Here is a 24754-nt window from a genome sequence, read left to right as displayed (position 1 = left end):
GTGTCGCCGGGCAGGGCATGTTTCCATGGGGCCGTGCGAGAGATCACCATTGCCTCCGAACCGCGGGTCAGGCCCCGCGAGGACGACGACCTCGGGGCATGCGTCGCCGTCCTGGCCGCCGTGCACGCCAAGGACGGCTACCCCACCAACTGGCCTGCCGATCCCGCCCGTTGGCTGGCCGCCGGCGCGGGTGGGACGGCCTGGGTCGCGCAGTGGGACGGGCGGGTCGTCGGGCACGTGATGCTGGGGCCGCCGGGCGCGGGCGATGTGGCGCCGTCCCTGGTCGCGGCGGGCCCCGAGGCGGCGGTCGTCGGCCGGCTGTTCGTCGACCCCGCGGCCCGCGGGCACCGGATCGGCGCGATGCTGCTCGACCGCGCCGCGCAAGAGGCCTACCGGAAGGCGGCGCGGGCCGTGCTCGACGTCGTCGCCACCGACACGGCCGCCGTCGCCCTGTACGAACGGCTCGGGTGGGAGTTTCTCGCCACGGGTCAACAGGAGTGGGGGCCGGGCGAGTTGGTGGACGTACGGTGTTACGCGGCGCCGCCGGTCCGACGGTGCCGCCCCGGTCCGCCGATGCCCGCACCGCATCGATGCACCCCCACGTCGAAGGAGCCTTCATGACGCAGGTCGCGCCCGCCCGTCCGGCGAAGCAGCGCAAGCAGGACACGCTCGCCCGTCTGGAACGGGACGTCGACGCGTGGGTGGCGACGGCCGGGGCGGAGGGCGGGCAGCCGTATCTGATGCCGCTGTCGTTCCTCTGGCGGGACGGGCTGCTGTACGTGTCGACCCGCGCGACGAACCCGCTCGCCCGCAACCTCCTGGCGACCGGGAAGGCGCAGCTCACCATCGGGGCCACCCGGGACGTCGTGCGGATCGAGGGCGAGGCCGACGTGCTGCCCGACACCGAGGTGACGGCCGCGTTCGGCGACGCCTTCGCGGAGAAGGCCGGGTTCGACCCGCGCGCCGCCGATGCCCCGTACCCGTACTTCCGGATCCGTCCGCTCCGGATCCAGGCCTGGCGCGAGGTGAACGAGATCGCGGACCGGGACCTGATGCGCGACGGCGAGTGGCTCGTCGAGGACTGACGCACGTGTGCCCCTCGCCGCGCGAAGCGGCAAGGGGCACAGGCACGCGGGGACGCGTCAGCCGATCGGGGCCGGCTCCTTCTCCCCGACGGCGTCCGCGGCGCCGGGCTCCCCGTTCCGGGCGTGCCAGTCGGCGTTGTCGGCGAGCGGCTTCTCCTTCAGGACGAAGGCGAGAACCAGACCGACCGCGAACACGGGCAGCAGGTACAGGAAGATCGGGACGAGCGCTTCCTGGTAGGACGTGACGACGGTCTGGCGCAGGTCGGCCGGGAGGGCGCGGACCAGTGCGGGCGTGAGCGAGTCGCTGTCGCCGACCTTGGCCGCGGCCTCCGCCGGAATGCCGGCGGCGAGCTTGTCGGTGAGGCGGCTGGCGAACACGGCGCCGACGACGGCGACGCCGAGCGTCGCGCCGATCTCCCGGAAGAAGTTGTTCGCGGAGGTGGCGGTGCCGACCTCCGAGGCCGGGAAGTCGTTCTGCACGGCGAGCACCAGGGTCTGCATCATCAGGCCGACACCGGCGCCCGCGAGACCGACGTACACGCACACGAGCCAGACCGGGTCGGACACGTCGAGCGTCGACATCAGGTAGGCGACGAGCATGATGACGGCCGTGCCGACGATCGGATAGATCTTGTAGCGGCCGGTCCTGGACATGATCGCGCCGGACGGCAGGGCGGTGCCCATGATGCCGACGACCATGGGGATCAGCAGCAGCCCGGACTCGGTGGCGGACTTGCCGTAGACCATCTGCAGGTACGTGGGCATGTAGCCGACGATCGCGAACATGCCGAGGCCGATGACGATCATGCCGAGCAGGGTGGCGACGTTGAAGATCGGGCTGCGGAACAGGTGCGGCGGGATCACCGGCTCCGCGACGCGCTTCTCCACGACGAAGAACAGGATCCAGGCGGCCACCGCGCCGATGCCGAGGCCGATGACCAGCGGGTCGGACCAGTCGTACTGGGTGCCGCCCCAGCTCGCGAACAGGACGGTGCAGGTGACGGCGGCGGCCATCAGCGCGGTGCCGAGGTAGTCGAGCGTGACCTTGACCGCCTTGCGCGGCAGCTTGATCGCGACGGCGGCGACGAAGAAGGCGAGGACGCCGAGGGGCAGGTTGACCCAGAACGCCCAGCGCCAGGAGTGCTCGTCGGTGAACCAGCCGCCGAGCAGCGGTCCGACGACGGAGGACAGTCCGAAGACGGCGCCCATGGGGGCCATGTACTTGGCGCGCTCACGCGGCGGCACCAGGTCGGCGATGATCGCCTGCGAGGTGATCATGAGGCCGCCGCCGCCGAGGCCCTGGAGGGCGCGGCCGGCGATCAACGTGCCCATGTTCTGGGCGAGTCCGCACACCACCGAGCCCACCAGGAACAGGGCTATGCCGGCCAGGAAGATGTTCTTGCGGCCCATGAGGTCGCCGAGCTTGCCGTACACGGGCATGCCGATGGTGGCGGCGAGGATGTACGCGGTGGTGATCCACGCCATGTGCTCGATGCCGTTGAGCTCGCCGACGATGGTCGGCAGGGCGGTGGACACGATGGTCTGGTCGAGGGCGCCGAGCAGCATGGTCAGCATCAGCGCGGCGAAGATCAGCCCGAAGTTGGCCGGCTTGACGGTGTTCACGGCGGCGTCGCCGTCCTGCGGGCCGGGTCCGGTGTCGATGCCCTCGGCTGCGGGGGCGTGCGTCATTGCGTGGTTCTCCGATGTACGAGTGTGCGGATGGGTCAGCGGACCGTGCGGCGCGGGGAGAGCGGTCACCGCGTACGGGTACTGCGGGGTGTGCGGGGTTCGGGGGAAGCGCGTCGGGCGACCGGTCGGGGACGTCGGCCGCTCGGGTGGCGCGCCTACTGCACCGCGGCCTGCCCGAGCAGGGCGCGCAGCGCGGCGAAGGAGTCGCGCACGCAGGCGGCGAGGCCGTCGGCGTTGCCCGCGCCGGCCGCACCGGCCGCGTGGTCGCCTGTCCGGGCCCATTTCTTCAGCGCGCTGCGTACGGTCGCCATGGCGATGCCCGCGAGCAGTTCGGCGCTCTCCCCCTCCGCGGGGGTGCCGGTGCGCCGGGCGATGGTGCCGGCGAGATCCCGCTCCACCGCTTCGCACTGGGCGAGGAACGTGGCGAGGACGGACGGCACGCCTTCGGCGATGCGCAGCATGTCCTCCAGCTCCTGGGGGCTGGGGGTGGCCTCCTGGAGGTGGTCGGCGAGCACGTCGCCGAGGTCGCGCAGCACGGCGTCCGTGCCCTGTCCCGCTCCCCCGGCGAACCGGTCCGCGAGCGCGGCCGGCAGGGTGCCGGGGAGCGCGAACAGCGCGGCTTCCTTGCTGGGGAAGTAGTTGAAGAAGGTACGGGGTGAGACGCCGACCTCGTTGCTGATCATCTCTACCGTGACGTGCGCGAAGCCCAGTTCGCGGACGAGCCGCAGCGTGGCGGCGTGCAGCTCGGCCCGCGTGCGGCGGCGCCTGCGGGCGCGCAGCCCCTCGGCGGGGGCGCTCTGCTGTGGGTCGGCTGTGATCACGTCAAGGATTCTTGCACACCGTGCAAACTTGCGGTGACTGCACCCCCACCCGTGAACATGTACAGAGTCGGCCATCCGGGATAGCCTCTTATGTCTGCATTGCCATGTCTGTCATGTATTGCTCTGCATTGCGGCAACGATCTGGGGATTCCGATGCGCGCACGTCCTGTCACGGCGGCCACCGTCGCCGCACTCGCCCTGACCGCCCTCGCCGTTCCGTCCGCCGTGTCGGGCGCCTCCGGGGCCGAGCTTCCGCGCTGCGCGGAGAAGAACCTGACGGTGCGCGCCGAGCCGTCCGACGACAGCGACGACGCCGACGTGCTCAAGCTGAGCGTGCGCAACGATGCGGCGCGGGCCTGCCTCGTCGACCGCGTCCCGACGGTCACCTACGGCGATCTGGACGGCGCCGCCCTCCCGCTGCCGACCGTGCCGCACGCGGGGCGGGCACTGGCCGCGCACACCACCGTGTACGCGGCCGTCCTCTCGGTGTCGTCGGACCCGAAGGACTCCGACGACGAGGCCCGCACCGTGCCGTCCGTGAACGTGGCCGCCGTCCCCGACCACGACGGGCGTACGTTCCAGGCGCTGAAGCTGGGCGCGCCCGTCGGGGTGCGGGTCTGGGAGCCGGTGACGACCCTGTGGCAGTCGTCCCCCGACCGGGCCGCGCAGGTGCTCCAGGAGGAGACGACGGGGAAGGGCACCATCGCGGCCTAGCCGGGCCTCATCCCTTCTGTTCCACGCGCACCCAGTCCACCTCCGCCTGGACACCGCCGCGCGCGATCGCGTCGACACTGGACTGCGGCAGCCCCCAGTAGGGCTGGGTGACCTTGTTCCAGCCGGCCGGGTAGGCGCCGCCCAGCGCGAGGTTGAGGATCAGGTACTGGTTGTGGCCGAACACCCACTGGCCGCGGGTCGACTCCAGCTTGGTGCGGGTGGTGCGCTGCACGAGCCGGTCGTCGACGGTGAAGCGCAGTTCGGTCGGCGTCCACTCGACGCCGTAGGTGTGCCACTGGTCGGCGCGGCCGCCGCCCGGGTAGTGCTGGAGCGCGCCGATGTTCCCGTCGGCGGAGTAGCCGGGGCCATGCAGCGCGGAACTGCTCCAGTCCCCGTACCCGATGTTCTCCATGATGTCGGTCTCGCCCGAGGCGGGCCAGGACACCGACGGGTCGTCCACGTCGCTGCCGAGCAGCCAGAACGCGGGCCAGAACCCGTCTCCGACCGGCAGCTTCATGCGCGCGCCGACCTTGCCGTACGTGAAGTCGAGCTTGGTGTGCGTGTCGATGCGGCCCGACGTGAAGTCGTACGTGCCGCCGCCCGCCTGGGTGCAGCCCTTGCAGTACTTGGCGGCGAGGACCAGATTGCCGCCCTGCGTGCGAATGGTGTCGGTGGAGTCGACGTAGGCCTGGGACTCGCCGTTGACCGGGCCCATCTCCTGACCGGTCCTGACCACCCGCCACTTGGAGCGGTCGAGGGCGGCGCCGGTGAAGTCGTCGAAGAACGTCGTGCGGTACGTGCCCGACTGCTCACCTGGCAGCGCCGGGTACGCGGCGGCCGCACTGCCGCCGGTGCCCCAGACCTCGAACTCGTAGAGGGAGTATCCGAATTGGGCGGTGGCCGGGGCCGGGTTGTAGAAGGAGCGGCGTTCCTTGCCGAGCATGCGGACGTAGCGGCCGGTGGCGGGTGTGGGCAGTTGGACCGTGTCGTGGCGGCCTGTCGCGTCTCCCGGCGACTTGATGTCGGCGCGGCGGGCCGCGACGTCGGCGGCGCTCGGCCGGTACACCGTGCGCCAGGTCCTGTTGTCGTCGGAGACCTGCACTTCGTAGTCGACGGCGTACGCGGCTTCCCAGTACAGGTCGACGCTGCTGACGGTGGAGGTGGCGCCCAGGTCGACCGAGACCCAGCGGTTCGCGTTCCAGTCGCTGGACCAGCGGCTCTGGTCGGCCTTGAGGTCGGCGGGTCTGCCGCCGTCGGTGACGAACGCCGGTGAATTTCCTGCGTGTTGGTAGTAGTTGCTGTACGCGGGGTGGTGCAGGGCGAGGTTGGCGCGGGTGGTGGAGGCGGGGGCCGGAGCACCTCCGTAGACCTTGAACGCGTAAAGGGAGTATCCGTAGGGCGTGGCGCGCTCGATGCCGCGCATGCGGACGTAGCGGCCCGTCACCTCCTGCGGATACGTGTGCGCGGTGACGCTGCCGCCGGTGCCGGCGTCCTCCGTGTAGAAGGGCTGCCAGTCGGTGCCGTTCTTCGAGACCTCCAGGACGTACTGCTTGGCGTAGGCGGCCTCCCAGTCGAGGGTCACGCGGTCGATGCGCAGGGTCGCGCCGAGGTCGACGCGTAACCACGCGGAGTCGGAGAAGTCGCTGGACCAGCGGGAGTTGGTGTCGGCGTCGACGGCGGCGCCGGGAGCGGTCCCGGCGTTCTCGCTGCCGGACGCGGTGACGGACGCGGGGTTCGCGGCGTACGCGGCGGCGGCCAGGTCGGTGTTCCAGTCGGCGGCCGCGGCGGCGGCAGCGCGGGGTGCGGCGGCGGTCGGGGGTGCGACGTAGGCGGACCAGGCGGTCAGGGCGGCCAGGACCGCCGTGGTGCTGAGCAGCAGGAGTGGGCGACGCATGTCTCTCCTTCGCGGGAACCGTCACGGGCTCGGAAGGGAGAGCGCTCCCGGCGGAAGGTATGAGGCCGTTCCCCGGGTGTCAAGCGGGGTGACGGAGACGGGTGCGAGGGAGCCCCGGAGCGGTGCAGAGGGGGGCAGAGAGGGGCGGAGAGGGGCGGAGAGTGCACGGACAAAGCCCTTTCCGTCACTTCCTGAAGGTCCAACTGCCCATTCTGGGTGTTTTGTTGAGACTGCACCCACGAGATCCCTGCGAATTTCGGTCACAACTCTTGACGCCCGATTCACACACCTGAAGCATGCGTCGCCAGGAGAGCGCTCCCACCACCCCCACTCGTTCACTTCATGAACCAGGAGAGCCGCTGTGCCCCACCTCCCCCCCTCCCTGTCCCGCCGCACGGTCCTCGGCGCGGCTGCCGCCACCGCGGCGCTGCCCGTGCTCGGCTCGACCATCGCGTCCGCGGCCGAGGCCACCCCACGCAAGGCACTCGCCGGCGGCGGCGACCTCGGGCCCAACGTGATCGTGTTCGACCCCTCCACATCCGGCATCCAGGCCAAGCTCGACGAGATCTTCAAGCAGCAGGAGTCGGCGCAGTTCGCCACCGGGCGCTACGCACTGCTGTTCAAGCCCGGCACCTACAACGGCCTCAACGCCCAACTGGGCTTCTACACCTCGATAGCGGGCCTGGGCCTGTCCCCCGACGACACCACCATCAACGGTGACGTCACCGTCGACGCGGGCTGGTTCAACGGAAACGCCACGCAGAACTTCTGGCGCAGTGCGGAGAATCTCGCGCTGGTGCCGGTGAACGGCACGAACCGGTGGGCGGTCGCGCAGGCGGCGCCGTTCCGCCGGATGCACGTGCGCGGCGGCCTCAACCTGGCGCCCGACGGATACGGCTGGGCCAGCGGCGGCTACATCGCCGACAGCCGGATCGACGGCAGCGTGGCACCGTACTCGCAGCAGCAGTGGTACACCCGCGACTCGTCCGTCGGCGGCTGGGCCAACGCGGTCTGGAACATGGTGTTCTCCGGTGTCGAGGGCGCGCCCCCGCAGGGCTTCCCCAACCCCCCGTACACCACGCTCGACACGACGCCGGTCTCCCGCGAGAAGCCGTTCCTGTACCTCGACGGCGCCGACTACAAGGTGTTCCTGCCGGAGAAGCGGACGAACGCCCGCGGCACGAGCTGGGGCAACGGCACACCGCGGGGCACGTCGGTCCCGCTGACCGAGTTCTACGTCGCGAAGCCCGGGGACAGCGCGAGCACCCTCAACGCCGCCCTGACCCAGGGCCTGCATCTCCTGCTGACGCCCGGCGTCTACCACCTGGACGCGCCGATCCAGGTGAACCGCGCGGGCACGGTCGTCCTCGGCCTCGGCTACGCCACGCTCGTGCCGGACGGCGGGGCCACCGCGGTGAAGGTGGCCGACGTGAACGGCGTGCGGCTCGCCGGATTCCTCATCGACGCGGGCACCGTCAACTCCGAGACCCTGCTGGAGGTCGGCCCCACGGGCGCCTCCGCGGACCACTCGGCCGACCCGATCACCGTGCAGGACGTGTTCGTGCGGATCGGCGGCGCGGGCGCGGGCAAGGCCACCACCAGCATGGTGATCAACGCGCGGCACACCATCGTCGACCACACCTGGGTGTGGCGCGCCGATCACGGCGAGGGCGTCGGCTGGGACACCAACCGCGCCGACTACGGCATCGTTGTCAACGGCGACGACGTGCTGGCCACCGGCCTGTTCGTCGAGCACTTCAACAAGTACGACGTGCAGTGGAACGGCCAGCGCGGGCGCACCATCTTCTTCCAGAACGAGAAGGCGTACGACGCGCCCAACCAGGCGGCGGTCCAGAACGGCTCGATCAAGGGCTTCGCCGCGTACAAGGTCGCCGACTCGGTGACCAGTCACGAGGGCTGGGGCCTCGGCTCGTACTGCTACTTCAATGTGGATCCGACGATCCGGCAGGACCACGGCTTCGAGGCACCGGACAACAGCGGCGTGAAGTTCCACGGGCTGCTGGTGGTGTCGCTCGGCGGCCAGGGCCAGTACGAGCACGTGATCAACGGCATCGGGGCCGCCACGTCGGGCACCGACACGGTGCCGTCGACGGTGGTGTCATACCCCTGACAGCCGCGCCGTCCTGGGGCGGGCCGCGCCGATGAGCGAGTCGTCGTGGACGCGGGCACCGGGCAACCGGTGCCTGGCCGCGACGAGGGCGGTGCCGATGTCGCGGGTCCCCGTGGCGACGCAGAGCGTGTACGACACGTCGTCCAGGCGGCGCCGCCCTTCGGCGCCGCCCTCGTCGGCGTCGAGCGCGCTGAGCGTCTCGTACTCGCGGACGAGATCGGCCAGCAGTGCGGGGTGGGCCAGCAGCATCGTCGGGGCTCCTTGTCGTCGCGGGATCCCCGCCCCAGTGCCCTGCCGTCCCCCTCGCAAACGAGCGGCCGCCGGTCAGTACGCCGCGGTGAACCGGGCGCGGTGGTGCTTCGGCCGCTCGGCCTCGTCGAGCAGAACCACCGCGAGGTCCTCCAGGGAGAGCGCGGAAACCCCTGCCGCGTCGACGACGAGTTCGTCCGTGCCGAGTCGGTAGCGGCCGGTGCGTTTCCCCGGTTCGAGGAGTGCCGCGGGGCTCAGGTAGGCCCAGTCGACGTCGTGGCCGGTGGTGCGGCAGACGTCGAGCTGCTCGTTGCAGGCCAGAGCGATCGGCCGCCAGGACGCCGGGAAGTCGGGGGCGTCGAGGACGGTGGTGCCGCCGGTGCCGGGCACGGTCAGCCCCGCGGCGCCGCCGACGAGCAGGAGTCGTACTCCGGAGGCGTCCAGCCCGGTGAGCAACGCCCTTGTGGTTGCGGCGAGTTCGGGCTCACGGCCGGGCGCGGGACGGGTCGCGGAGATCACCAGGTCCTGCCCCGCCGCGAGTTCCGCGACGGCGCGCGGGTCGGCGGCGTCGCCGGTGCGCGGCCGCGCCGCGGCGGGCAGTGCGCCGGCCCGTGCCGGGTCGCGGACGACCGCGGCGACCCGGTGGCCGCGGTCCAGGGCCTCGGTGACGACGCGACGGCCGACGTTGCCCGCGGCCCCGAAGACGGTGATGTGCATGAGTTCTCCTTAAACAACAGCGCTTGCCGGTGAGTTGTCAGGAAGGCAGTCGGAGGATGTGGCGGGTGTGATCCGTCGCCCAGATGGCGAAGGACCCCGCGGCCAGCGCCGAGCCGAGGACACAGACACCTGACCAGCCCGCAGCCGCCCAGACGACGGAGGCGAGCGCCGAGCCGAGGGCGCCGCCGAGGAAGAAGCTCGTCATGAACGCCGAGTTGATGCGGCTGCGCGCCTCGGGGCGCAGCGCGTACAGAACGGTCTGGCTGCTGTTGAGAACGGCTTGCTGCCCGATGTTGAGAGCGACCACGCCGACCGCGAGCCAGGCCAGGGAGCGCTCCCCCGCGAACAGGATCAGCCAGCCGGCGAGCAGCAGGGCGGTCGCCCCACCGGTGACCTGTCGCACGTGGCCGCGGTCGCCGAGCCGGGCCGCGAACGTCATCGTCAGCACGCCCACCGCGCCGACGAGACCGAACAGGCCGATGGCGGGCGGCGACCAGTGGAAGGGTTCTCCGGCCAACAGGAACGTGAGCGCGGTGAGTTGGACGCTGTACGAGGCGAGTGAGAAGGCGCTGAGCACGGCGCGGCGGCGCAGCAGCGGTTCCTCGCGCAGCAGGGAGAGGGTGGAGCGCAGCAGCGCCGGATAGCGCAGGTCGGCGGTGACGGGGAGGCGGGGCAGCGCCCGGTGCAGTGTCACGGCGGCCGCGGCCATGAGGGCGGCGAGGACCCAGTAGGCGGTGCGCCAGCCGCCGAGTTCGGACAGTCCGCCCGCGGCGGTGCGGGCCAGCAGGCCGCCGAGCAGGATGCCCGACACGACGGTGGCGACGGCCCGGCCGCGGCTCTCGGCGGTCGCCAGGGCGGCGGTGTGGGCCACGACCACCTGGGCGCCGACCGAGGTGAGGGCCGTGAGGATCGTGCCCGCGAGGAGGACCGGGCCGCTCGGGGCGAGGGCCGAGACGGTGAGGAACAGGGCGGTGGCCGAGAACAGGGCGACCGTGAGACGGCGGCGGTCGACGACGTCGCCGAGCGGTATGAGCAGCATCAGGCCCAGCGCGTACCCGGCCTGCGCGGCGGTGACGATCAGCCCGGCCAGGACGCTGTCGAGGTGCAGTTCGCGGGAGATGAGGCCGAGCAGCGGCTGCGCGACGTAGTTCCCGGCGCAGGACAGGCCGGTGGCGACGGCCATCAGGAGCAGCAGGCCCCGGCGTGGGCCGGCTGCCGTCTGTGGCCTGGTGTTCAGCTGTGTCATGGGGTCAGCCTGCGGTCGCCGCCATTGATGAGTCCAACACATCCTTGTCATCCGAACGATCGCGGATCACGATGGATGTCATGGAGTTGCAGCAACTGCGTTATGTCGTCGCCGTCGCCGAGACCGGCGGGTTCACCCGGGCCGCCGAGCGGTGTCTCGTGGTCCAGTCGGCGCTGAGCCATCAGATCGGGAAGCTGGAGAAGGAGCTCGGGGCGCGGCTGTTCGAGCGGACCAGCAGGCGGGTGCGGCTGACCGCGGCGGGAGAGGCGTTCCTGCCTGCGGCGCGGCAGGCGCTGGAGGCGACGGAGCGGGCGCGGGCCGAGGTCGCGGCGGCGACCGGGGAGATCAGGGGCCGGCTGACCCTCGGGGCGATCGCCTCGGTGACCGCGGTCGACGTACCGGGCCTCATGCGCGCGTACCACGATACGTATCCGCAGGTCACGATGGGTCTGATGGACGGGGCGAGCGAGACACTGGTGGCCGGGGTGCGGGAGGGGACGCTGGATCTGGCGTTCCTGGGGGTGCAGCCGTCGTTCCGTACGGACGGTCCGGGGGTGGAGAGCCGCACCCTCGTGGTGGATCCGCATGTCGCCGTGGCGGCGCCGGATCACCCGCTGGCGGACACCGGGGGCGGCTCGCCCGTGCCGCTGTCGCGCCTGGTGGACGAGACGTTCGTGGACTTCCCCGCGGGGCTCGCGGCACGGGCGCAGACCGATGAGGCGTTCGCGGCGGCGGGGTTGCGGCGCGAGGTGGCGTTCGAGGCCAAGGGCCTTGATTTCCTTGCCGACCTGGTGCGCGGCGGCCTGGGTGTCGCGCTGCTTCCCTCGCGGCTCGTACCGCGGCTGCCCGGGCTCGCGGTGGTGCCGGTGCGGGACGGCCCGGTGCGTGAGGAGCGCCTGGTGTGGAGCCGGACGCGACGCTCACCGGCGGCCGCGGCTTTCCTGGAGACCGTGCCGCTAGGCATCGGGGGTGACGGGAGCCGCCTCCACGGCGAGGAGTGAGGCGTCGTCCTGCAAGCTGCCCTGGGCGTAGTGGAGCAGGTCGGCGGCGAGCGCGGCCGTGAACCCGGCGAGGGGGGTGGCACTCAGCTCGGCGGCCCTCTCGGCGAGGGGATAGAACGTGCCGGCGGCATCGCGCGCCTCGGAGGCCCCGTCCGTGTGGAGCAGCATCCGGTCCCAGGCGGTGTGCGGAATGGGCTGGGCCGCGCACCAGCCCTGGGCGAGGTCGAGCAGGCCGAGCGGGGGCGCCGGTGCGGGCACGGCGGCGGCCACCGCCGTGCCGTCGCGCAGCAGTAAGGGCGGCGGGTGGCCGCAGCAGACCAGCTCGGCCGAGCCGTCCGGGTCGACGGAGACGAGCGTGGCGGTGACGAACCGATCCGGCTCGTCGGAGTGGGCGACCAAGGAGTGCAGGCGCACCGCCAGAACCTCCAACGACCGCTGGCGTCCGGCGAGTTGATGCCAGGCACGGAGCACGGCGTCGGCGGTGCGGGACAGCTGAGGGCCCTTCCCCATGACGTCGCCGATGAGCAGCCGGGTGCCGAACGGGGTGTCGACAGCGCCGTGCACGTCGCCACCGCTGCCGTCGTGCCCGGCGCCCGCGGTCAGGCGGCGAGCGCTGACGCTCAGGGTGCCGACCGTCTCCGGGTGCGAGTTGGTCGTGCGCGGGCGGGTGGTCATGGAAGCCTTCCAAGGGCGGGTCGGCCGGACGACTCCGGCGGACGGAGAGGCGCGGCCGTTGCAATGTCCCGCGAAGTGTAGTCATCCGGACGCGCTGTGTGACGATTTCCTTGAAGTGTGCACAGAATGTGCCCCGGGCATCCTGATCCTGGCATGGTCGGGGCCGCGGGAAAGGCAGTGTCCCATTTCCGCCACCCGCGTGCGGGGCGATCCGGCGAAGCCGTCAGGATCGAGGCCGGGGACTTCTAACGTGACAGCACAGGACGCGTCGTCCCGCCGTTGCAGCCCGCCCCCGTACGGAGTCCCATGAACCGCAGTTCCGGCCGTCGCACGTCGGGCGAACTGCCCGCCGAGGCAACCAGTTTCGTCGGACGGCGGCACGAGCTGGCGCACGTGGCCGACGTGCTGACGCGGGCCCGCCTGGTGACGCTGACCGGGCCCGGCGGCGTGGGCAAGAGCCGCACCGCGGTGCGCGCCGCGTACGAACTGAAGGGTACTTTTTCGGCCGGGGCGCAGCTGGTGGAACTCTCGGCCCTGAGCGACCCCGAGCTGCTGGCGAACACCGTCGCCGCCGCGCTGGACCTGCCCGAGCAGACGGCCCGCCCCGCGCTCGAGGTGATCGCCGACTTCCTCGCGGACCGCAACCTCCTCCTGCTGCTCGACACGTGCGAGCACCTGGTCGACGCGTGCGCGGTGCTCTGCGACGAACTGCTGCGCGCCGCGCCGGGGTTGAGGATTCTGGCGACGAGCCGGCAACCGCTCGACGTGGCCGGTGAGCACGTCCTGGCGATCGGGCCGCTGAGCGTGCCCGATCCGTCGGACTCCGCCGCGCGGCAGGGCTGCGACGCGCTGGACCTGTTCGCCGACCGGGCGTCCGCGGCGGCGCCCGGGTTCACGATGAGTGACGACAACCGGGCCGATGTGCTGGCCCTGTGCCGCCGCCTCGACGGGATCCCGCTCGCCATCGAACTCGCCGTGCCCCGGCTGCGGGTGCTGTCCCTCGACGAGATGCTGACCCGGCTCGACGACCGGTTCCGGCTCCTGACGGGCGGGCGCCGCACCTCGGTGCCGCGCCATCAGACGCTGCGGACCGCGATCGGCTGGAGCCACGATCTGTCGACCGAATCGGAGCGGCTGTTGTGGGCCCGACTGGCGGTTTTCGCGGGCGAGTTGAGTCTGGAGGCCGCGGAGGCGGTGTGTGCGGACCCGGCTCGGCCGGCGGGCCCGCCCGGCGGCCTCGCGCCGCCCGCCGCGGAGGTACTGCCGGCCGAGGAGGTGCTGACCTCGCTGATCGGCCTCGTCGAGAAGTCGGTCGTGATCAGGGTGGAGACCCCCGAGGGCACGCGCTACCGGATGCTGGACACGATCCGCGAGTTCGGCCTGGAGCAACTCGCCGCGCTCAAGGACGAGGAACCGACCCGGCACCGCCATCTCGCGTACTTCCTGGAAGTGGCCGCCTCCTTCGACAAGGAGTGGACGGGCGACGCGCAGATCCCCCTGCTGCGGGCACTGGTGCGCGACCGGGCGAACGTACGGTCCGCCCTGAAGTACTGCGTCTCCCAGCCCCGGCTGCACTGCCAGGGACTGCGGATGGCGACGGCCCTGTGGGGGTACTGGCACGCCACGGGCCTGCTCACCGAGGGCCGCTACTGGCTGCGCCGCACCCTCGACGGCTGCCCCGACGAGACGCCCGTACGCGTCAAGGCGCTCTGGCTGACCAGCTGGTACATGGACCTGCAGGGCGAGCGCGGCAACAACGCGGAGTTGCTGAAGGAGGCCGAGGCGATCGCCACCCGCATCGACGACCCGGTCGGCGCCGCGTGGACCCTCGCCTTCCAGGCGCACCGCCGCTACTTCCTCGGCCTCATGGAAGGCTGTGCCGCCGACTTCCAGGAGGCCCGCGCCCGGATGACAGCGCTCGGCGACGACACGGGTCTGCAGATGCTCGGCTTCTACGGCGGGTTCATGCTGATCCTGTCCGGCGACCACGAGCAGGGCATCGCGTGGTGCGACGACTCGCTGGTGCGCGGCGCCGCGCACCCCGCCGAACAGTGGGCGCGAGGCTGGGCCCTGTGGGTCAAGAGCGTCGGGCTGTGGCTGCGGGGCGATCACGAGGCCGCCGTCGCGTGCTCGCAGGAGGGCCTGCGCAGCAAGGCGACGCTGCACGACCTGATGGGCCTCGCCCACTTCATGGAGGGGCTCGCCTGGTACGCGGCCCAGCTGCGGCACTTCGAACGGGTGGCTGTGCTGCAGGGCGCGGCGGACGCGCTGTGGCGCCGGTCCGCGAAGGAGGCGAGGTTCGGGATTCCGGTGCTGCACGCGCTGCACGCCGGGGCAGCGGCGCAGGCACGGTCCGCGCTGGGCGCCGACGGCTACCACGAGGCGTTCACGGAGGGCGGCCTGCTGCCTCTGGACACGGCGGTGGACCTGGCCCTCGCCGACGGATCGGCGGCCGCCCCCGACGTGCCGCCGCAGCGCTCGGGCCCCGCCGACGGCCTCACGCCACGGGAGCGGCAGGTCGCCGCGCTCGTCAGCGAGGGACTGACGAACCGGGAGGTCGCGGCCGAGCTCGTCGTGTCGAAGCGGACGATCGACTCCCATGTGGAGCACATCCTCACCAAGCTCGGCTTCACCTCGCGTGCCCAGATCGCCGCGCTGCACAGCGCGGCGACGCCGGACGCGGCCGTTCCGCCGCCCGAAGTATGACGAAGCAGGTCATGGTGGCACTCCCAGCCGCTACCGTGAGTACAGGAACGTGCACCCGAGGTCCCGCGGAGGTCGGATGGGCGACGACGCTGTACGGGGAACGGGTCCGCTGCCGAGGTTGCGGCTCGACGAACTGCTCGAGGAACTCCAGGTCCGCATCGACGCCGTGCGCGGCACCCGCAACCGCCTCCAGGGTCTACTGGAGGCGGTGCTGTCGGTCGGTCAGGAGCTGAACCTCTCCCAGGTGCTGCGCCGCATCGTGGAGGCGGCGGTGGTCCTGGTCGACGCCGAGTACGGCGCCCTGGGTGTGATCGGCGAGGACCGGCGCAAGCTGTCGCAATTCCTGCCGGTCGGCATCAGCAACGACCTGCGGGCCAGGATCGGCGACCTGCCGTCCGGGCACGGCCTGCTCGGCGAGTTGATCCGCCATCCCGAGCCGCTGCGGCTGCCCGAACTGGCCGACCACCCGGCGTCGTCCGGGTTTCCCGCGCACCATCCGCCGATGCACACGTTCGTGGGAGTCCCCATCCGGGTGCGCGACGACGTGTTCGGGAACCTGTATCTCACCCAGAAGCGCGGCGGCATGGACTTCGACGACGAGGACGTCGCGGTGCTGCAGACACTGGGCGCCGCGGCGGGCGTCGCGATCGAGAACGCGCGTCTGTACGAGGAGGTCCAACTCCGTGAGCGGTGGCTCCGGTTGAGCGCGGAGTTCACCGGCAGCCTGTTGTCCGGCACCGAGGAGATGCCGGTGCTGCACCTGATGGTGGAGCGCGCCCGGGAGATCGCCGCAGCGGACCTCGGCATGGTGACGCTCGTCGTCCCGGGCACCGACGAATTGCACGAGACGCTGGCGCTCGGCCAGCACGCCGAGGCGCACCACAATGTGACGCTGCCGCGCAAGGGCACTTTCGCGGGCGCCGCGCTCGCCGCCGGTGAGCTGGTCACGTCCGACGATGTGCGCAAGGACCCGAGGATCACCTACCAGCCCGAGCGCTGGGAGGGGCTCGGCCCCGCCGTGGCCGTGCCCATCGGCACGAGCGAGAGCGTGCGCGGGGTGCTGACGCTCGCGCGCCGGGCGGAGCGACAGCCTTTCGCCGCCGCCGAGTTGGTGCCGCTGGTCGGGTTCGCCGGGCAGGCCGCACTCGCCCTGGAGCTGGCCGACCGGCGCCGCGACGCGGAGCAGATGAGTCTGCTGGAGGACCGCGACCGGATCGCCCGGGACCTGCACGACCTGGCGATCCAGCGGCTGTTCGCGACCGGGATGACACTGCAGAGCGCGCAGCGGTTCGTGCAGCACCCGGAGGCCGCCGAGCGGCTGCTGCGGGCCGTGGACGACCTGGACACCACCATCAAGATCATCCGCTCCACGATCTTCGGACTGCGCGAGCAGGAGGCACCGCCGACAGGCGCCGGGCTACGGGTGCGCACGGTACGCGCGGTGGAGGACGCGGCGCGGGTGCTCGGCTTCACGCCGGCGCTGCGCATGGAGGGCCTGATCGATGTCGACGTGCCGCCGCCCGTCGCCGACGATGTCGTGGCGGTGCTCGGCGAGGCCCTGACGAACGTGGCACGGCACGCGCGGGCGTCCTCGGCCGAGGTGGCTCTCGTCGTACGCGGCCGCGCCCTGACGCTGACCGTGGAGGACAACGGCGTCGGCATCCCGGACGTGGCGGACGCGCACCGCAGCGGCCTGGCCAACATGGCCGCGCGCGCCCGCGGCCGCGGCGGCACGCTCACCGCCACGACCCGGGACCCCGGCGGTACCCGGGTGGAGTGGCATGTCCCGCTGAAGAACGGGAGTCAGGAGTAAGGGAGTTGAGGTCCGGGGGGGTACAGCAGCAGGGGAGTTGAGAGCGTCGCCTACCGGGGCCTGGGCGGCAGTCTGCTGGCCATCACCGCCGCCTGGATCCGCCGCTCCACGCCCAGCTTGGCCAGCAGCCGCGAGATGTTGTTCTTCACCGTCTTCTCGGACAGGAACAGCTGGAGACCGATCTGCCGGTTGGTGAGCCCCTCCCCGACGAGCGCGAGGATGTCCCGCTCCCGCTCGGTGAGTTCGGCGAGCTGACCGCCGGCCGACGGGGCGCTGTCGTCCTGCACGACGTCGCAGGCCTCGGGCCCGCGCAGGCTCCGCATCAGCCGTGCCGTCGTCGCCGGGTCGAGCATCGACTGCCCGGAGGCGACGGTGCGTACGGCGGAGACCAGGTCGGAGCCCTTGATCTGCTTGAGCACATAGCCGGCCGCACCGGCCATGATGGCGTCCAGGAGCGCGTCGTCGTCGTCGAACGAGGTGAGCATCAGACAGCTCAACCCGGGCAACAGAACACGCAGTTCGCGGCAGATCGTGATGCCGTCACCGTCGGGCAGCCGGACATCGAGGACCGCGACGTCCGGCCGCAGCGCAGGCCCCCTGGCGAGGGCCTGTGCCGCGGTGGCCGCTTCCCCGACGACCTCCATGTCGGGCTCGGCGCCGAGGAGGTCGCGCAAGCCGCGCCGGACCACTTCGTGGTCGTCGAGGAGCATGACGCGGATGGGACGGTCCGCGGAGAAGCTGGGTGGCTGACGCATACGTCCCCCTCGGATGTGGTGTTCCTGCATCCTGGGGGCCGTGGGAGGTGATCCGCCAGGGCCGAACGGTACCGATCGGCGGGGCGGGCGGGACCCTCAGGCCGCGTCGTACCCGTAGGGGGCGTAGAGACTGAGGAGCCGGGAGCGGGTGACGCTCAGCCGGTGGGCGAGGACCCCGCCGACCCACTGCGCGACGAACGAGCCGAGGCCGGGGTCGGAGGCACACATCAGGCGCACGGTGAAGGCGTCGAACTCGTAGGCACGTACCGGGGTTTCGGCCTGCGCGCCGAGCTGCCACACATAGGGCGGGAACAGCCAGGACCAGCCGATCAGCTCACCGCGCCCGAGCGACTCGATGATGGGCGCCCGCCGTCCCGGCACCCGTATGTCCAGGGCGACGCTGCCGCTGCGCACGATCCAGAAGCGGTCCGCGCGCGAGCCCTCCTCGAAAAGCCGGCTGTCCTGCGGGAAGGCCACCTCTCGGGCGATGCGCATCAGCCGGCCGCGGTACTCCTCGGGCAGGGTCTGGCTCATGCGCGGTGCCGTGGTGGTCATGAGCGGCCTCCTTCGGGGGCACATACGGGGTTCAAGGACGGGCTCCGAGTACGGGCCGCCGTCGTGCGACACCTCGACGATCGCCTTCCGGAGCCGCCGCGACCAGGGGCCGAACGGCTCTGGCCAGGGGGCCTGTCGGATCCGGGCCGGGGCCCGACATTTGTACAAGACCGATGGGCCGCCGCCCTCGCACCCTGTCTGCCATGAGTCCGTACGACGTTGAACTCGCGCATGGCATGCACGTGGTCCACGACGGCCCTTCGCAGGCGCCGCCTCTGTTGCTCATCCACGGATCGGGGGCCGCGGGCGGCTCCTGGAGCCCGATGGTCCCGGCCCTCGCCGCCCGCCACCATGTCATCCGGGTCGACCTGCCGGGGTGCGGCCAGTCCCCGCCCGCGGCCTCGTACGACGTGCGTGTGGTGGCGGGCCGGCTCGCGGCGCTCCTCGACGACCTCGGCCTGCGGCGCGTCGCGGTGGTCGGGCACTCCAGTGGCGGCTACGTCGCCACCGCGCTCGCCGAGCACCGTCCCGGCCTGGTGAGATCGCTCGTGCTGATCAGTACGGGACCGGACCTCGACGCGCTTCTTCCGCAGCCGCTCCTCCTGCGGTTCCTGCTGGGCCCGCCGTTCGGCCGGCTCCTGTGGTCGTTGCGTTCGGACGCGTGGATCCGCCGCGGGATCGGCGCGACGACAGCCCGCCCGGTCGATGCCCCGGACGAGATGGTGGCCGGGGTGCGGGGCATCACGTACCGCGCCTTCCGGAAGGTGATGCGCGCGAACACGGCGTACGTCGCCGAGCGGGACGTGCCCGACCGTCTCGCCGCCCTCGACACCCCGCTCCTGGTGCTCTTCGGCGCCGCGGACCCCCGCTGGGACCCGGCGTCGGCACACCGGTACGGCACGGTGCCGAACGCGCGGATCGAACTGCTGCCCGACGTCGGGCACGTGCCCCTGATCGAAGCACCCGGCGCGGCCGGTGAACTGCTGCTGGACTTCACGGCGGTGGGCGCTGACACCCCGTCCCCCGACGCCTAGGCTGCGCGCATGCTGCCGATCGGGGCGACGTCACTGGACTGGGCGTCGGTGGACGTCGCGGTCCCGCGCCCCTCGCTCCGGCTGCCGGGCATCAGCATGGCCGGGTTCCGTCAACAGGCCCCCGTGCCCACGGACATCGCCATGGTGGCGCACCCTTCCGTCACCCTGCTCCTCGATCTGAGCGAGGACGACGGTCTCGTCCACGACGGCCCGGGGTGGCACGGGAGCGGCAGCGTCGTCGTCGGGCTCCTCCCCGGCGAGCTGCGGACCGGCGGCCGGGTCGGCGAGTGCCTCCAGATCCGCCTCGAACCGGCCGTGGCGGCCGCGATGCTCGGCGTGTCGACCGAACTCAGCGGGACGGTGGTGGAGCTGGAGGATGTGTGGGGCCGTGACGCCGGACGGGCCGAGGACAGGCTGCGCTCCGCCGGGTCGTGGGACGAACGGTTCACGATCGCGGTGGACCTCCTGCACCGCCGGCCGGGCTCCCGCCCACCGGTCGACCCGGAGATCGCGCACAGCTGGCGGCGGACTCTCACCAGCCAGGGGCGGGTACGGGTCGACGGTCTGGCGCACGAGGTCGGCTGGAGCCGCAAGCGCCTCTCGGCCCGCTTCCGCTCCCAACTCGGCATCACCCCCAAACGTGCCGCCCGGCTGGTGCGGTTCGACCACGCCGCCCACCTCCTCGCGGCGGGTCACCCGGTGGCGGGCGTCGCCGCCGAGAGCGGCTATGTCGACCAGTCCCATCTCCACCGCGAGGTCAAGGCGTTCGCCGGGCTCACGCCCGCGGCCGTGGCCGTCGCGCCGTGGCTCGCGATCGACGACGTCGCGTGGCCTGCCACGACCCGGCCGGGAGGTCGCGGCTCCGCGCACGGAGGTCCACCAGAAAGGCCCTAGGCCGGGCGGTGGCCCCAGTCGGGGCCGACGCGGCTCCATTCGCGTTCCCAGGCGGCGAGGCGGCGGCGGTCCAGGACGCGGCGCAGGACGAGGAGGCTGGTGACGGCGAGGCCGGCCGTGGTCGCGGTGACGAGGCAGCCCGCGGCGAGGGTATGTGACCAGATGTCGCCGTCGCTCCAGGGCGCCGCGGCGACGTCACTGTCGGCGTCGAGCCAGACGATGGTGGTGTCGCCGCGGTCGAGACCGGCCTCGACGGGAGCGAGCGCGGTGATCGTGCGGCCCGCCCGGTCGGTCCAGCGCACCGTCACCGGATAGGTCAGGTTGTCGTGGACGGTGCCCTCCGAGGAGACGAACTCCGGTGCGTCGTCGAGAAGTCGGGCCCGCACCGCGTGCCGGGACGCCTGCTGGGCGTGGGCCCGGCCACGGGCGTCCTCGTGGGCCGCCCAGCCGCTCACCGCGCCCGCGGCAGGCGCCACCAGGAAGGCGAGTACGCCGAGCAGCAGCGCCGCCCAGGCCTCGATCACGTCCGACCTGCGTCGCAGCGGGTTGCCCCGCGCTGCCCGGTTCGGCCTGCACATCGCCATGGCGGCCTCCTCGTCCCACGCTCGCGCGGCCCGCCCGGCACGGCACAGGGGCCGAACGACCCTCGGCCCAGGGCCGGTTCGCCTCTCCCGGCGTGCGCGTCCCGGGTGGGAGGGTCCGAAGTACGCCTGCCCCCGCAGGTGACGGCGTGCCCGGCGCACAGGCCCGCACCGTGCACCCGGTTCCTGGGACGGACACGCGTGAGCGCTCTCTTGCGTGGAACCCGCGATGGGGCACACATCCCACGTCACCGAAAGGTTCCTTCATGACCAGCATGCGTGTCCTGACTGTCGGGACGGACGGTTCACGCGAGAGCATGGACGCCGCCGACTGGGCGGCTCGCGAGGCTCTGCGGCGCGGCCTTCCCCTGCGCCTGCTGCACGCCGACAGCGGTGAGCGGCTCGCGCCGGCGCCGCCCGACGTCGACCTGCCGGGGCGCGATGTCCTCGACCGGGTCGCGCTCCAACTCTCGTACGCACACCCCACGTTGAAGATCCTGGTGCGCCGCCGGCCCGCGCCGCCGGTCACCGCGCTCCTGGAAGCGGCCACCGAGTCCGAGACGCTGGTCCTGGGTTCGCGCGGCTTCACCGGGTACTCCGGGTTCCTCGTCGGCTCGGTGGCGCTCGCCGTGACGGCGCGGGCCGACCGGCCGGTCGTCCTGGTGCGGGCGGGCGGGCTTCCGCAGGACGAACTGGCGCACGGCGGGCTCGGGTTCCTGCCGGTGGTCGTCGGCCTCGACGTGACGGCCCCGGCCGACGAAGTACTGTCGTACGCCTTCGAGGCGGCGGCCCTGCGCGGCACCGATCTGCACGCCCTGCACGCCTGGACGGTGCCGCCGCTGCGCGGTGACGCGCCCGGCGCGACGCCGCCGGGTGACGCGGCGCACCGCGAGACGCTGCGCCGCCGGGCCCTGGCGGGCGCGCTGCAGGTGTGGCGGGCGAAGTTCCCGGAGGTTCCCGTGGTGGAGCGGCTGGTGTACGGGCAGCCGGGGCACCATCTCCTGAAGGCGTCGACGGCGGCGAGCCTGACGGTGATCGGGCGCGATGTCGACGCGACGCGGCTGGGCTGCACGGCGCACTCGGTGGTGCATCATGTGACCAGCCCGCTGGCCGTCGTCCCGCACACGTGAGGGTTCCATGACCGCGTTCCGGCCCGCACCGTCCTGGCTCGCGGACGCCGTGTTCTACCAGATCTATCCGCAGTCGTTCGCCGATTCGAACGGGGACGGCATCGGGGACCTGGGCGGCATCGCCGAGCGGCTCGACCATCTGGCGTGGCTCGGGGTCAACGCGGTGTGGATCAACCCCTGCTTCGAGTCGCCGTTCCGCGACGCGGGGTACGACGTCGCGGACTACCTCTCAGTGGCACCGCGCTACGGCACCGCCGACGATCTCGGCGAGCTGGTGGACCTCGCCGGGCGGCGCGGCATCCGCGTGCTTCTCGATCTGGTCGCCGGGCACACCTCCGATCAGCACCCGTGGTTCCGGGCGGCCGCGCACGACCCCGCCGACCACCGCTACATCTGGAGTGCGGACGGCGTCCCCGACGGCTTCGTGCGCTCACCCGGCAGCCGCCCGGGCGCGTACCTGCCGAACTTCTTCGACTCGCAGCCCGCCCTCAACTTCGGTTACGGGCGCGAGAGTCCGGCCGAGCCGTGGCGGCAGCCGGTCGACGCCGAGGGGCCGCGCGCCAACCGGGCGGCACTGCGCGAGGTCATGGACCACTGGCTGCGGCTCGGCGTGGCCGGGTTCCGCGTCGACATGGCGGCGTCGCTGGTGAAGGACGACCCGGACAAGCGGGCGACCTCGGAGCTCTGGACCGAGCTGCGGCACTGGCTCGACCGTGCCCGCCCCGAGGCCGTGCTGCTGTCGGAGTGGGGCGATCCGCAGGTGTCCGTGCCGGCCGGTTTCCACGCCGACTTCTTCCTCCAGTTCGGCGGCCCCACGGACGGCCTGGCGATGCGCTCGCTGTGGAACAACGGATCGGGCACGACGAACGAGGCGTGGGCCCCGCTCGACTGCTTCTTCGACGCCTCCGGCCTCGGCTCGCCCGGACCGTTCGTCGAGGCCTGGCGCGCGGCGACGACCGCCCTCGGCTCCACCGGATTCGTGTCGCTGCCCACCTCCAACCACGACTTCTCCCGCCTCAACTGCGGCCCCCGCACGGCCGATCAGCTCCCGGCCGCGTTCGCCTTCCAGCTCACCTGGCCGACGCTCCCGGCGATCTACTACGGCGACGAGATCGGCATGCGGTACGTGCCGGGGCTGCCCGACACCGAGGGCAGCGTCCTGGGTCCGCGGTACAACCGGGCGGGCTCCCGTACGCCGATGCAGTGGGACGACGGCCCCGGCGCGGGCTTCTCGACCGCGCCCGAGGAGCACTTCTATCTGCCCCTCGACCCCGACCCGCGGCGCCCCTCGGTCGCCGCGCAGCGCGCCGACGAACGCTCCCTGCTGCATGTCGTGCGCGCTCTCGTCGCACTGCGCACGTCCACCCCGGCGCTGGGCCACCGCTCCCCCGTCGAGGTGCTGCACGAGGGTCATCCTTTCGTGTACATCCGTGGAGACCGGTTTCTCGTCGTCATCAACCCTGGTTCAGGGTCACGGAGTTGCGCGGTACCCGACGCGCCGCGGCTCGCGGGGGCCCACCCCGTGCAGGTGAGCGGGGTGCGCGTGGCGGCGGACGGCACGGCCGTCGAGGCGGACGGATTCGCGTACGGCGTCTTCGCACTGACGAGAGACTGAGACATCTTCGCGACGATGAGTACACACCCGGGCGGGAGTCTTATGGGGTAAGGAACGACCCGCCCGCCCAGGAGGTCCCCATGTGCTCCCACCAGCCGCCGTGCCCGACCGCCGACCGCCCCGACCACGACGCCGCCCGGATCGTCGCCGCCCACCCCGAGCAGGGCTGGAATCTGCTGTGCAACGGCACGATCGTCTTCGACGACACCGGCGAACTGCTGCCGGGCGGCGATGTCCGTGCCCCGGTCCGACAGCTGTGGACCGGCTCGGCCAAGGTGACGCTCGCGGCCTGACGCCTGAAAGTGATCACGCTCCGGGCGACCGCGCACCGCGGGGCGGGCCGCCCCTACGGATGCCACCGTCACGCAAACGAACCGCAAGCTTTGCGCTATTCTTGCGTTCCATGACGCGCAGACTTGCTCAGGTGGCGAAAAAGGTCGGAGTCAGCGAGGCCACGGTCAGCCGGGTGCTCAACAACAAGCCCGGCGTCTCGGAGGCCACGCGACAGTCGGTTCTCACCGCGCTCGACGTGCTCGGCTACGAGCGGCCGACGCAGTTGCGCGGCGAGCGGGCCCGCCTGGTCGGCCTGGTCCTGCCGGAGCTGCAGAATCCGATCTTCCCCGCGTTCGCGGAAGTGATCGGCGGCGCGCTCGCCCAGCAGGGCCTCACGCCCGTGCTGTGCACCCAGACCAAGGGCGGCGTCTCCGAGGCGGACTACGTGGAGCTGCTGCTCCAGCAGCAGGTGTCCGGCGTGGTGTTCGCCGGCGGCCTCTTCGCGCAGGCGGACGCCGAGCACGGGCACTATCAGCTCCTCGCCGAACGCAAAGTACCGGTCGTGCTCGTCAACGCGTCGATCGAGCGGCTCGGTTTCCCGTGTGTGGCGTGCGACGACGCGGTGGCGGTCGAGCAGGCGTGGCGGCACCTGGCCTCCCTCGGGCACGAGCGCATCGGCCTGGTCCTCGGCCCGGACGACCACATGCCCTCGCGCCGCAAGCTCACGGCGGCGCGCGCCGCCGCCCGGGCCGCAGGCGGGAAGCTGCCCGACGAGGCGATCGAGCGCGCGATGTTCTCGCTGGAGGGCGGGCACGCGGCCGCGGCCCGGCTCCTGGAGCGCGGCATCACCGGCATCATCTGCGCCAGCGACCCGCTCGCGCTCGGCGCCGTGCGCGCCGCCCGCCGGGCCGGGCTCTCGGTGCCCCGCGACGTCTCGGTGATCGGCTACGACGACTCGGCGTTCATGAACTGCACGGAGCCGCCCCTGACCACGGTGCGCCAGCCGATCGAGGCGATGGGCCGGGCCGCGGTCGAGCTGCTCGTCGCGAAGATCCAGGGCAACGCGGTGCCGCCGGGCGAGCTGCTCTTCGAGCCGGAGCTGGTGGTGCGGGGCTCGACGGCGCCGCCCCCGCCCGCCGCGTAAGCACCCCGGCCAGGACAGCAGGAAACGGACGC

Annotated in this window: 23 protein-coding genes; 13 read left to right on the top strand and 10 right to left on the bottom strand. The window is 72.3% G+C overall.

Features of this window, described 5'->3' with window-relative positions:
• Window positions 1-33: 33 nt before the first annotated feature.
• Together AB0J02_RS12985 and AB0J02_RS12980 are read left to right on the top strand one after the other, a co-directional pair.
• A complete protein-coding gene (locus AB0J02_RS12985) occupies window positions 34-621 on the top strand; it encodes a GNAT family N-acetyltransferase (protein ID WP_363193677.1) in 588 nt (195 codons plus the stop codon).
• Window positions 618-1085 carry a pyridoxamine 5'-phosphate oxidase family protein gene (locus AB0J02_RS12980; protein ID WP_363193676.1) on the top strand — a complete coding sequence of 156 codons (468 nt, stop codon included), beginning with the start codon at window positions 618-620 and terminating at the stop codon, window positions 1083-1085. Before AB0J02_RS12985 ends, AB0J02_RS12980 begins: the two co-directional genes overlap by 4 nt.
• A gap of 57 nt (window positions 1086-1142) precedes the next feature.
• Here AB0J02_RS12980 and AB0J02_RS12975 read toward each other — a convergent pair whose 3' ends face one another.
• Both AB0J02_RS12975 and AB0J02_RS12970 read right to left on the bottom strand, forming a co-directional pair.
• Window positions 1143-2774, bottom strand: coding sequence for an MDR family MFS transporter (locus AB0J02_RS12975; RefSeq protein ID WP_363193675.1), 1632 nt, complete (start codon window positions 2772-2774; stop codon window positions 1143-1145).
• 155 nt (window positions 2775-2929) lie between these two features.
• Window positions 2930-3595 carry a TetR family transcriptional regulator gene (locus tag AB0J02_RS12970; protein ID WP_363193674.1) on the bottom strand — a complete coding sequence of 222 codons (666 nt, stop codon included), beginning with the start codon at window positions 3593-3595 and terminating at the stop codon, window positions 2930-2932.
• A 153-nt stretch (window positions 3596-3748) separates the two neighbouring features.
• Between AB0J02_RS12970 and AB0J02_RS12965 the strand changes: the two genes are divergently transcribed.
• On the top strand, window positions 3749-4309 hold the full coding sequence (locus tag AB0J02_RS12965) for a DUF4232 domain-containing protein (protein WP_363193673.1): 561 nt from the start codon (window positions 3749-3751) through the stop codon (window positions 4307-4309).
• A gap of 7 nt (window positions 4310-4316) precedes the next feature.
• Here AB0J02_RS12965 and AB0J02_RS12960 read toward each other — a convergent pair whose 3' ends face one another.
• Window positions 4317-6203 carry a discoidin domain-containing protein gene (locus tag AB0J02_RS12960; RefSeq protein WP_363193672.1) on the bottom strand — a complete coding sequence of 629 codons (1887 nt, stop codon included), beginning with the start codon at window positions 6201-6203 and terminating at the stop codon, window positions 4317-4319.
• Window positions 6204-6564: 361 nt separating this feature from the next.
• Between AB0J02_RS12960 and AB0J02_RS12955 the strand changes: the two genes are divergently transcribed.
• The gene (locus AB0J02_RS12955) at window positions 6565-8334 is read left to right on the top strand and encodes a coagulation factor 5/8 type domain-containing protein (protein WP_363193671.1); all 1770 of its coding nucleotides are present in this window, start codon (window positions 6565-6567) and stop codon (window positions 8332-8334) included.
• Here AB0J02_RS12955 and AB0J02_RS12950 read toward each other — a convergent pair.
• From AB0J02_RS12950 to AB0J02_RS12940, 3 genes are all read right to left on the bottom strand, one after another.
• Window positions 8323-8583, bottom strand: a complete 261-nt coding sequence (locus AB0J02_RS12950; RefSeq protein WP_363193670.1) for a DUF5133 domain-containing protein — start codon at window positions 8581-8583, stop codon at window positions 8323-8325. The genes AB0J02_RS12955 and AB0J02_RS12950 overlap by 12 nt on opposite strands.
• A gap of 75 nt (window positions 8584-8658) precedes the next feature.
• Window positions 8659-9300 carry an NAD(P)H-binding protein gene (locus tag AB0J02_RS12945; RefSeq protein WP_363193669.1) on the bottom strand — a complete coding sequence of 214 codons (642 nt, stop codon included), beginning with the start codon at window positions 9298-9300 and terminating at the stop codon, window positions 8659-8661.
• Between the two features lie 37 nt (window positions 9301-9337).
• Window positions 9338-10546 (bottom strand): MFS transporter, encoded by a 1209-nt coding sequence (locus AB0J02_RS12940; RefSeq protein WP_363193668.1) that lies wholly within the window; start codon window positions 10544-10546, stop codon window positions 9338-9340.
• Between the two features lie 80 nt (window positions 10547-10626).
• On the opposite strand from AB0J02_RS12940, the gene AB0J02_RS12935 reads away from it, so the two are divergent.
• A complete protein-coding gene (locus AB0J02_RS12935; RefSeq protein ID WP_363193667.1) occupies window positions 10627-11547 on the top strand; it encodes a LysR family transcriptional regulator in 921 nt (306 codons plus the stop codon).
• Here the strand turns inward: AB0J02_RS12935 and AB0J02_RS12930 are convergent.
• Entirely contained in the window at window positions 11503-12222 is a 720-nt protein-coding gene (locus AB0J02_RS12930) for a PP2C family protein-serine/threonine phosphatase (protein WP_363193666.1), read from the bottom strand. The two genes, AB0J02_RS12935 and AB0J02_RS12930, sit on opposite strands and share 45 nt — an antisense overlap.
• A gap of 306 nt (window positions 12223-12528) precedes the next feature.
• Between AB0J02_RS12930 and AB0J02_RS12925 the strand changes: the two genes are divergently transcribed.
• Both AB0J02_RS12925 and AB0J02_RS12920 read left to right on the top strand, forming a co-directional pair.
• The gene (locus AB0J02_RS12925; RefSeq protein WP_363193665.1) at window positions 12529-14928 is read left to right on the top strand and encodes a LuxR C-terminal-related transcriptional regulator; all 2400 of its coding nucleotides are present in this window, start codon (window positions 12529-12531) and stop codon (window positions 14926-14928) included.
• A gap of 76 nt (window positions 14929-15004) precedes the next feature.
• A complete protein-coding gene (locus tag AB0J02_RS12920; protein ID WP_363193664.1) occupies window positions 15005-16741 on the top strand; it encodes a GAF domain-containing protein in 1737 nt (578 codons plus the stop codon).
• Between the two features lie 50 nt (window positions 16742-16791).
• On the opposite strand, the gene AB0J02_RS12915 is transcribed toward AB0J02_RS12920, so the two are convergent.
• Both AB0J02_RS12915 and AB0J02_RS12910 read right to left on the bottom strand, forming a co-directional pair.
• Complete coding sequence (locus tag AB0J02_RS12915) at window positions 16792-17496, bottom strand: response regulator transcription factor (RefSeq protein ID WP_363193663.1); 705 nt, start codon at window positions 17494-17496, stop codon at window positions 16792-16794.
• 96 nt (window positions 17497-17592) lie between these two features.
• On the bottom strand, window positions 17593-18051 hold the full coding sequence (locus tag AB0J02_RS12910; protein ID WP_363193662.1) for a cyclic nucleotide-binding domain-containing protein: 459 nt from the start codon (window positions 18049-18051) through the stop codon (window positions 17593-17595).
• 203 nt (window positions 18052-18254) lie between these two features.
• Here AB0J02_RS12910 and AB0J02_RS12905 point away from each other — a divergent pair, with 203 nt between their 5' ends.
• Together AB0J02_RS12905 and AB0J02_RS12900 are read left to right on the top strand one after the other, a co-directional pair.
• The gene (locus AB0J02_RS12905; protein ID WP_363193661.1) at window positions 18255-19085 is read left to right on the top strand and encodes an alpha/beta hydrolase; all 831 of its coding nucleotides are present in this window, start codon (window positions 18255-18257) and stop codon (window positions 19083-19085) included.
• A 9-nt stretch (window positions 19086-19094) separates the two neighbouring features.
• Entirely contained in the window at window positions 19095-19979 is an 885-nt protein-coding gene (locus AB0J02_RS12900) for a helix-turn-helix domain-containing protein (protein ID WP_363193660.1), read from the top strand.
• Here AB0J02_RS12900 and AB0J02_RS12895 read toward each other — a convergent pair.
• Window positions 19976-20563, bottom strand: coding sequence for a hypothetical protein (locus AB0J02_RS12895; RefSeq protein WP_363193659.1), 588 nt, complete (start codon window positions 20561-20563; stop codon window positions 19976-19978). The two genes, AB0J02_RS12900 and AB0J02_RS12895, sit on opposite strands and share 4 nt — an antisense overlap.
• A gap of 263 nt (window positions 20564-20826) precedes the next feature.
• Here AB0J02_RS12895 and AB0J02_RS12890 point away from each other — a divergent pair, with 263 nt between their 5' ends.
• The 4 genes from AB0J02_RS12890 (at window position 20827) to AB0J02_RS12875 (ending at window position 24722) form a co-directional block, all read left to right on the top strand.
• Window positions 20827-21690, top strand: a complete 864-nt coding sequence (locus AB0J02_RS12890) for a universal stress protein (RefSeq protein WP_363193658.1) — start codon at window positions 20827-20829, stop codon at window positions 21688-21690.
• Window positions 21691-21697: 7 nt separating this feature from the next.
• On the top strand, window positions 21698-23305 hold the full coding sequence (locus AB0J02_RS12885; RefSeq protein WP_363193657.1) for an alpha-amylase family glycosyl hydrolase: 1608 nt from the start codon (window positions 21698-21700) through the stop codon (window positions 23303-23305).
• Window positions 23306-23385: 80 nt separating this feature from the next.
• Window positions 23386-23598, top strand: coding sequence for a DUF5999 family protein (locus AB0J02_RS12880; protein ID WP_363193656.1), 213 nt, complete (start codon window positions 23386-23388; stop codon window positions 23596-23598).
• A gap of 110 nt (window positions 23599-23708) precedes the next feature.
• Window positions 23709-24722 carry a LacI family DNA-binding transcriptional regulator gene (locus AB0J02_RS12875; RefSeq protein ID WP_363193655.1) on the top strand — a complete coding sequence of 338 codons (1014 nt, stop codon included), beginning with the start codon at window positions 23709-23711 and terminating at the stop codon, window positions 24720-24722.
• Window positions 24723-24754 lie beyond the last annotated feature (32 nt).

It is taken from the genome of Streptomyces sp. NPDC050264 (assembly GCF_040655895.1).
In the GTDB taxonomy this organism is placed as follows: domain Bacteria; phylum Actinomycetota; class Actinomycetes; order Streptomycetales; family Streptomycetaceae; genus Streptomyces.
Note: the sequence above shows the minus strand (reverse complement) of the source record. Positions and strands in the feature narration are given on the sequence as shown.

What these genes read in the sequence shown, in the direction of transcription:
- AB0J02_RS12875 (WP_363193655.1), top strand. Translation starts at nt 23,709, where the DNA reads ATGACGCGCAGACTTGCTCAGGTGGCGAAAAAGGTCGGAGTCAGCGAG.
- AB0J02_RS12980 (WP_363193676.1), top strand. Translation starts at nt 618, where the DNA reads ATGACGCAGGTCGCGCCCGCCCGTCCGGCGAAGCAGCGCAAGCAGGAC.
- AB0J02_RS12905 (WP_363193661.1), top strand. Translation starts at nt 18,255, where the DNA reads ATGAGTCCGTACGACGTTGAACTCGCGCATGGCATGCACGTGGTCCAC.
- AB0J02_RS12885 (WP_363193657.1), top strand. Translation starts at nt 21,698, where the DNA reads ATGACCGCGTTCCGGCCCGCACCGTCCTGGCTCGCGGACGCCGTGTTC.
- AB0J02_RS12930 (WP_363193666.1), bottom strand. Translation starts at nt 12,222, where the DNA reads ATGACCACCCGCCCGCGCACGACCAACTCGCACCCGGAGACGGTCGGC.
- AB0J02_RS12900 (WP_363193660.1), top strand. Translation starts at nt 19,095, where the DNA reads ATGCTGCCGATCGGGGCGACGTCACTGGACTGGGCGTCGGTGGACGTC.
- AB0J02_RS12935 (WP_363193667.1), top strand. Translation starts at nt 10,627, where the DNA reads ATGGAGTTGCAGCAACTGCGTTATGTCGTCGCCGTCGCCGAGACCGGC.
- AB0J02_RS12920 (WP_363193664.1), top strand. Translation starts at nt 15,005, where the DNA reads ATGGGCGACGACGCTGTACGGGGAACGGGTCCGCTGCCGAGGTTGCGG.
- AB0J02_RS12910 (WP_363193662.1), bottom strand. Translation starts at nt 18,051, where the DNA reads ATGACCACCACGGCACCGCGCATGAGCCAGACCCTGCCCGAGGAGTAC.
- AB0J02_RS12895 (WP_363193659.1), bottom strand. Translation starts at nt 20,563, where the DNA reads ATGGCGATGTGCAGGCCGAACCGGGCAGCGCGGGGCAACCCGCTGCGA.
- AB0J02_RS12925 (WP_363193665.1), top strand. Translation starts at nt 12,529, where the DNA reads ATGAACCGCAGTTCCGGCCGTCGCACGTCGGGCGAACTGCCCGCCGAG.
- AB0J02_RS12890 (WP_363193658.1), top strand. Translation starts at nt 20,827, where the DNA reads ATGACCAGCATGCGTGTCCTGACTGTCGGGACGGACGGTTCACGCGAG.
- AB0J02_RS12975 (WP_363193675.1), bottom strand. Translation starts at nt 2,774, where the DNA reads ATGACGCACGCCCCCGCAGCCGAGGGCATCGACACCGGACCCGGCCCG.
- AB0J02_RS12950 (WP_363193670.1), bottom strand. Translation starts at nt 8,583, where the DNA reads ATGCTGCTGGCCCACCCCGCACTGCTGGCCGATCTCGTCCGCGAGTAC.
- AB0J02_RS12880 (WP_363193656.1), top strand. Translation starts at nt 23,386, where the DNA reads ATGTGCTCCCACCAGCCGCCGTGCCCGACCGCCGACCGCCCCGACCAC.
- AB0J02_RS12945 (WP_363193669.1), bottom strand. Translation starts at nt 9,300, where the DNA reads ATGCACATCACCGTCTTCGGGGCCGCGGGCAACGTCGGCCGTCGCGTC.
- AB0J02_RS12965 (WP_363193673.1), top strand. Translation starts at nt 3,749, where the DNA reads ATGCGCGCACGTCCTGTCACGGCGGCCACCGTCGCCGCACTCGCCCTG.
- AB0J02_RS12940 (WP_363193668.1), bottom strand. Translation starts at nt 10,546, where the DNA reads ATGACACAGCTGAACACCAGGCCACAGACGGCAGCCGGCCCACGCCGG.
- AB0J02_RS12915 (WP_363193663.1), bottom strand. Translation starts at nt 17,496, where the DNA reads ATGCGTCAGCCACCCAGCTTCTCCGCGGACCGTCCCATCCGCGTCATG.
- AB0J02_RS12960 (WP_363193672.1), bottom strand. Translation starts at nt 6,203, where the DNA reads ATGCGTCGCCCACTCCTGCTGCTCAGCACCACGGCGGTCCTGGCCGCC.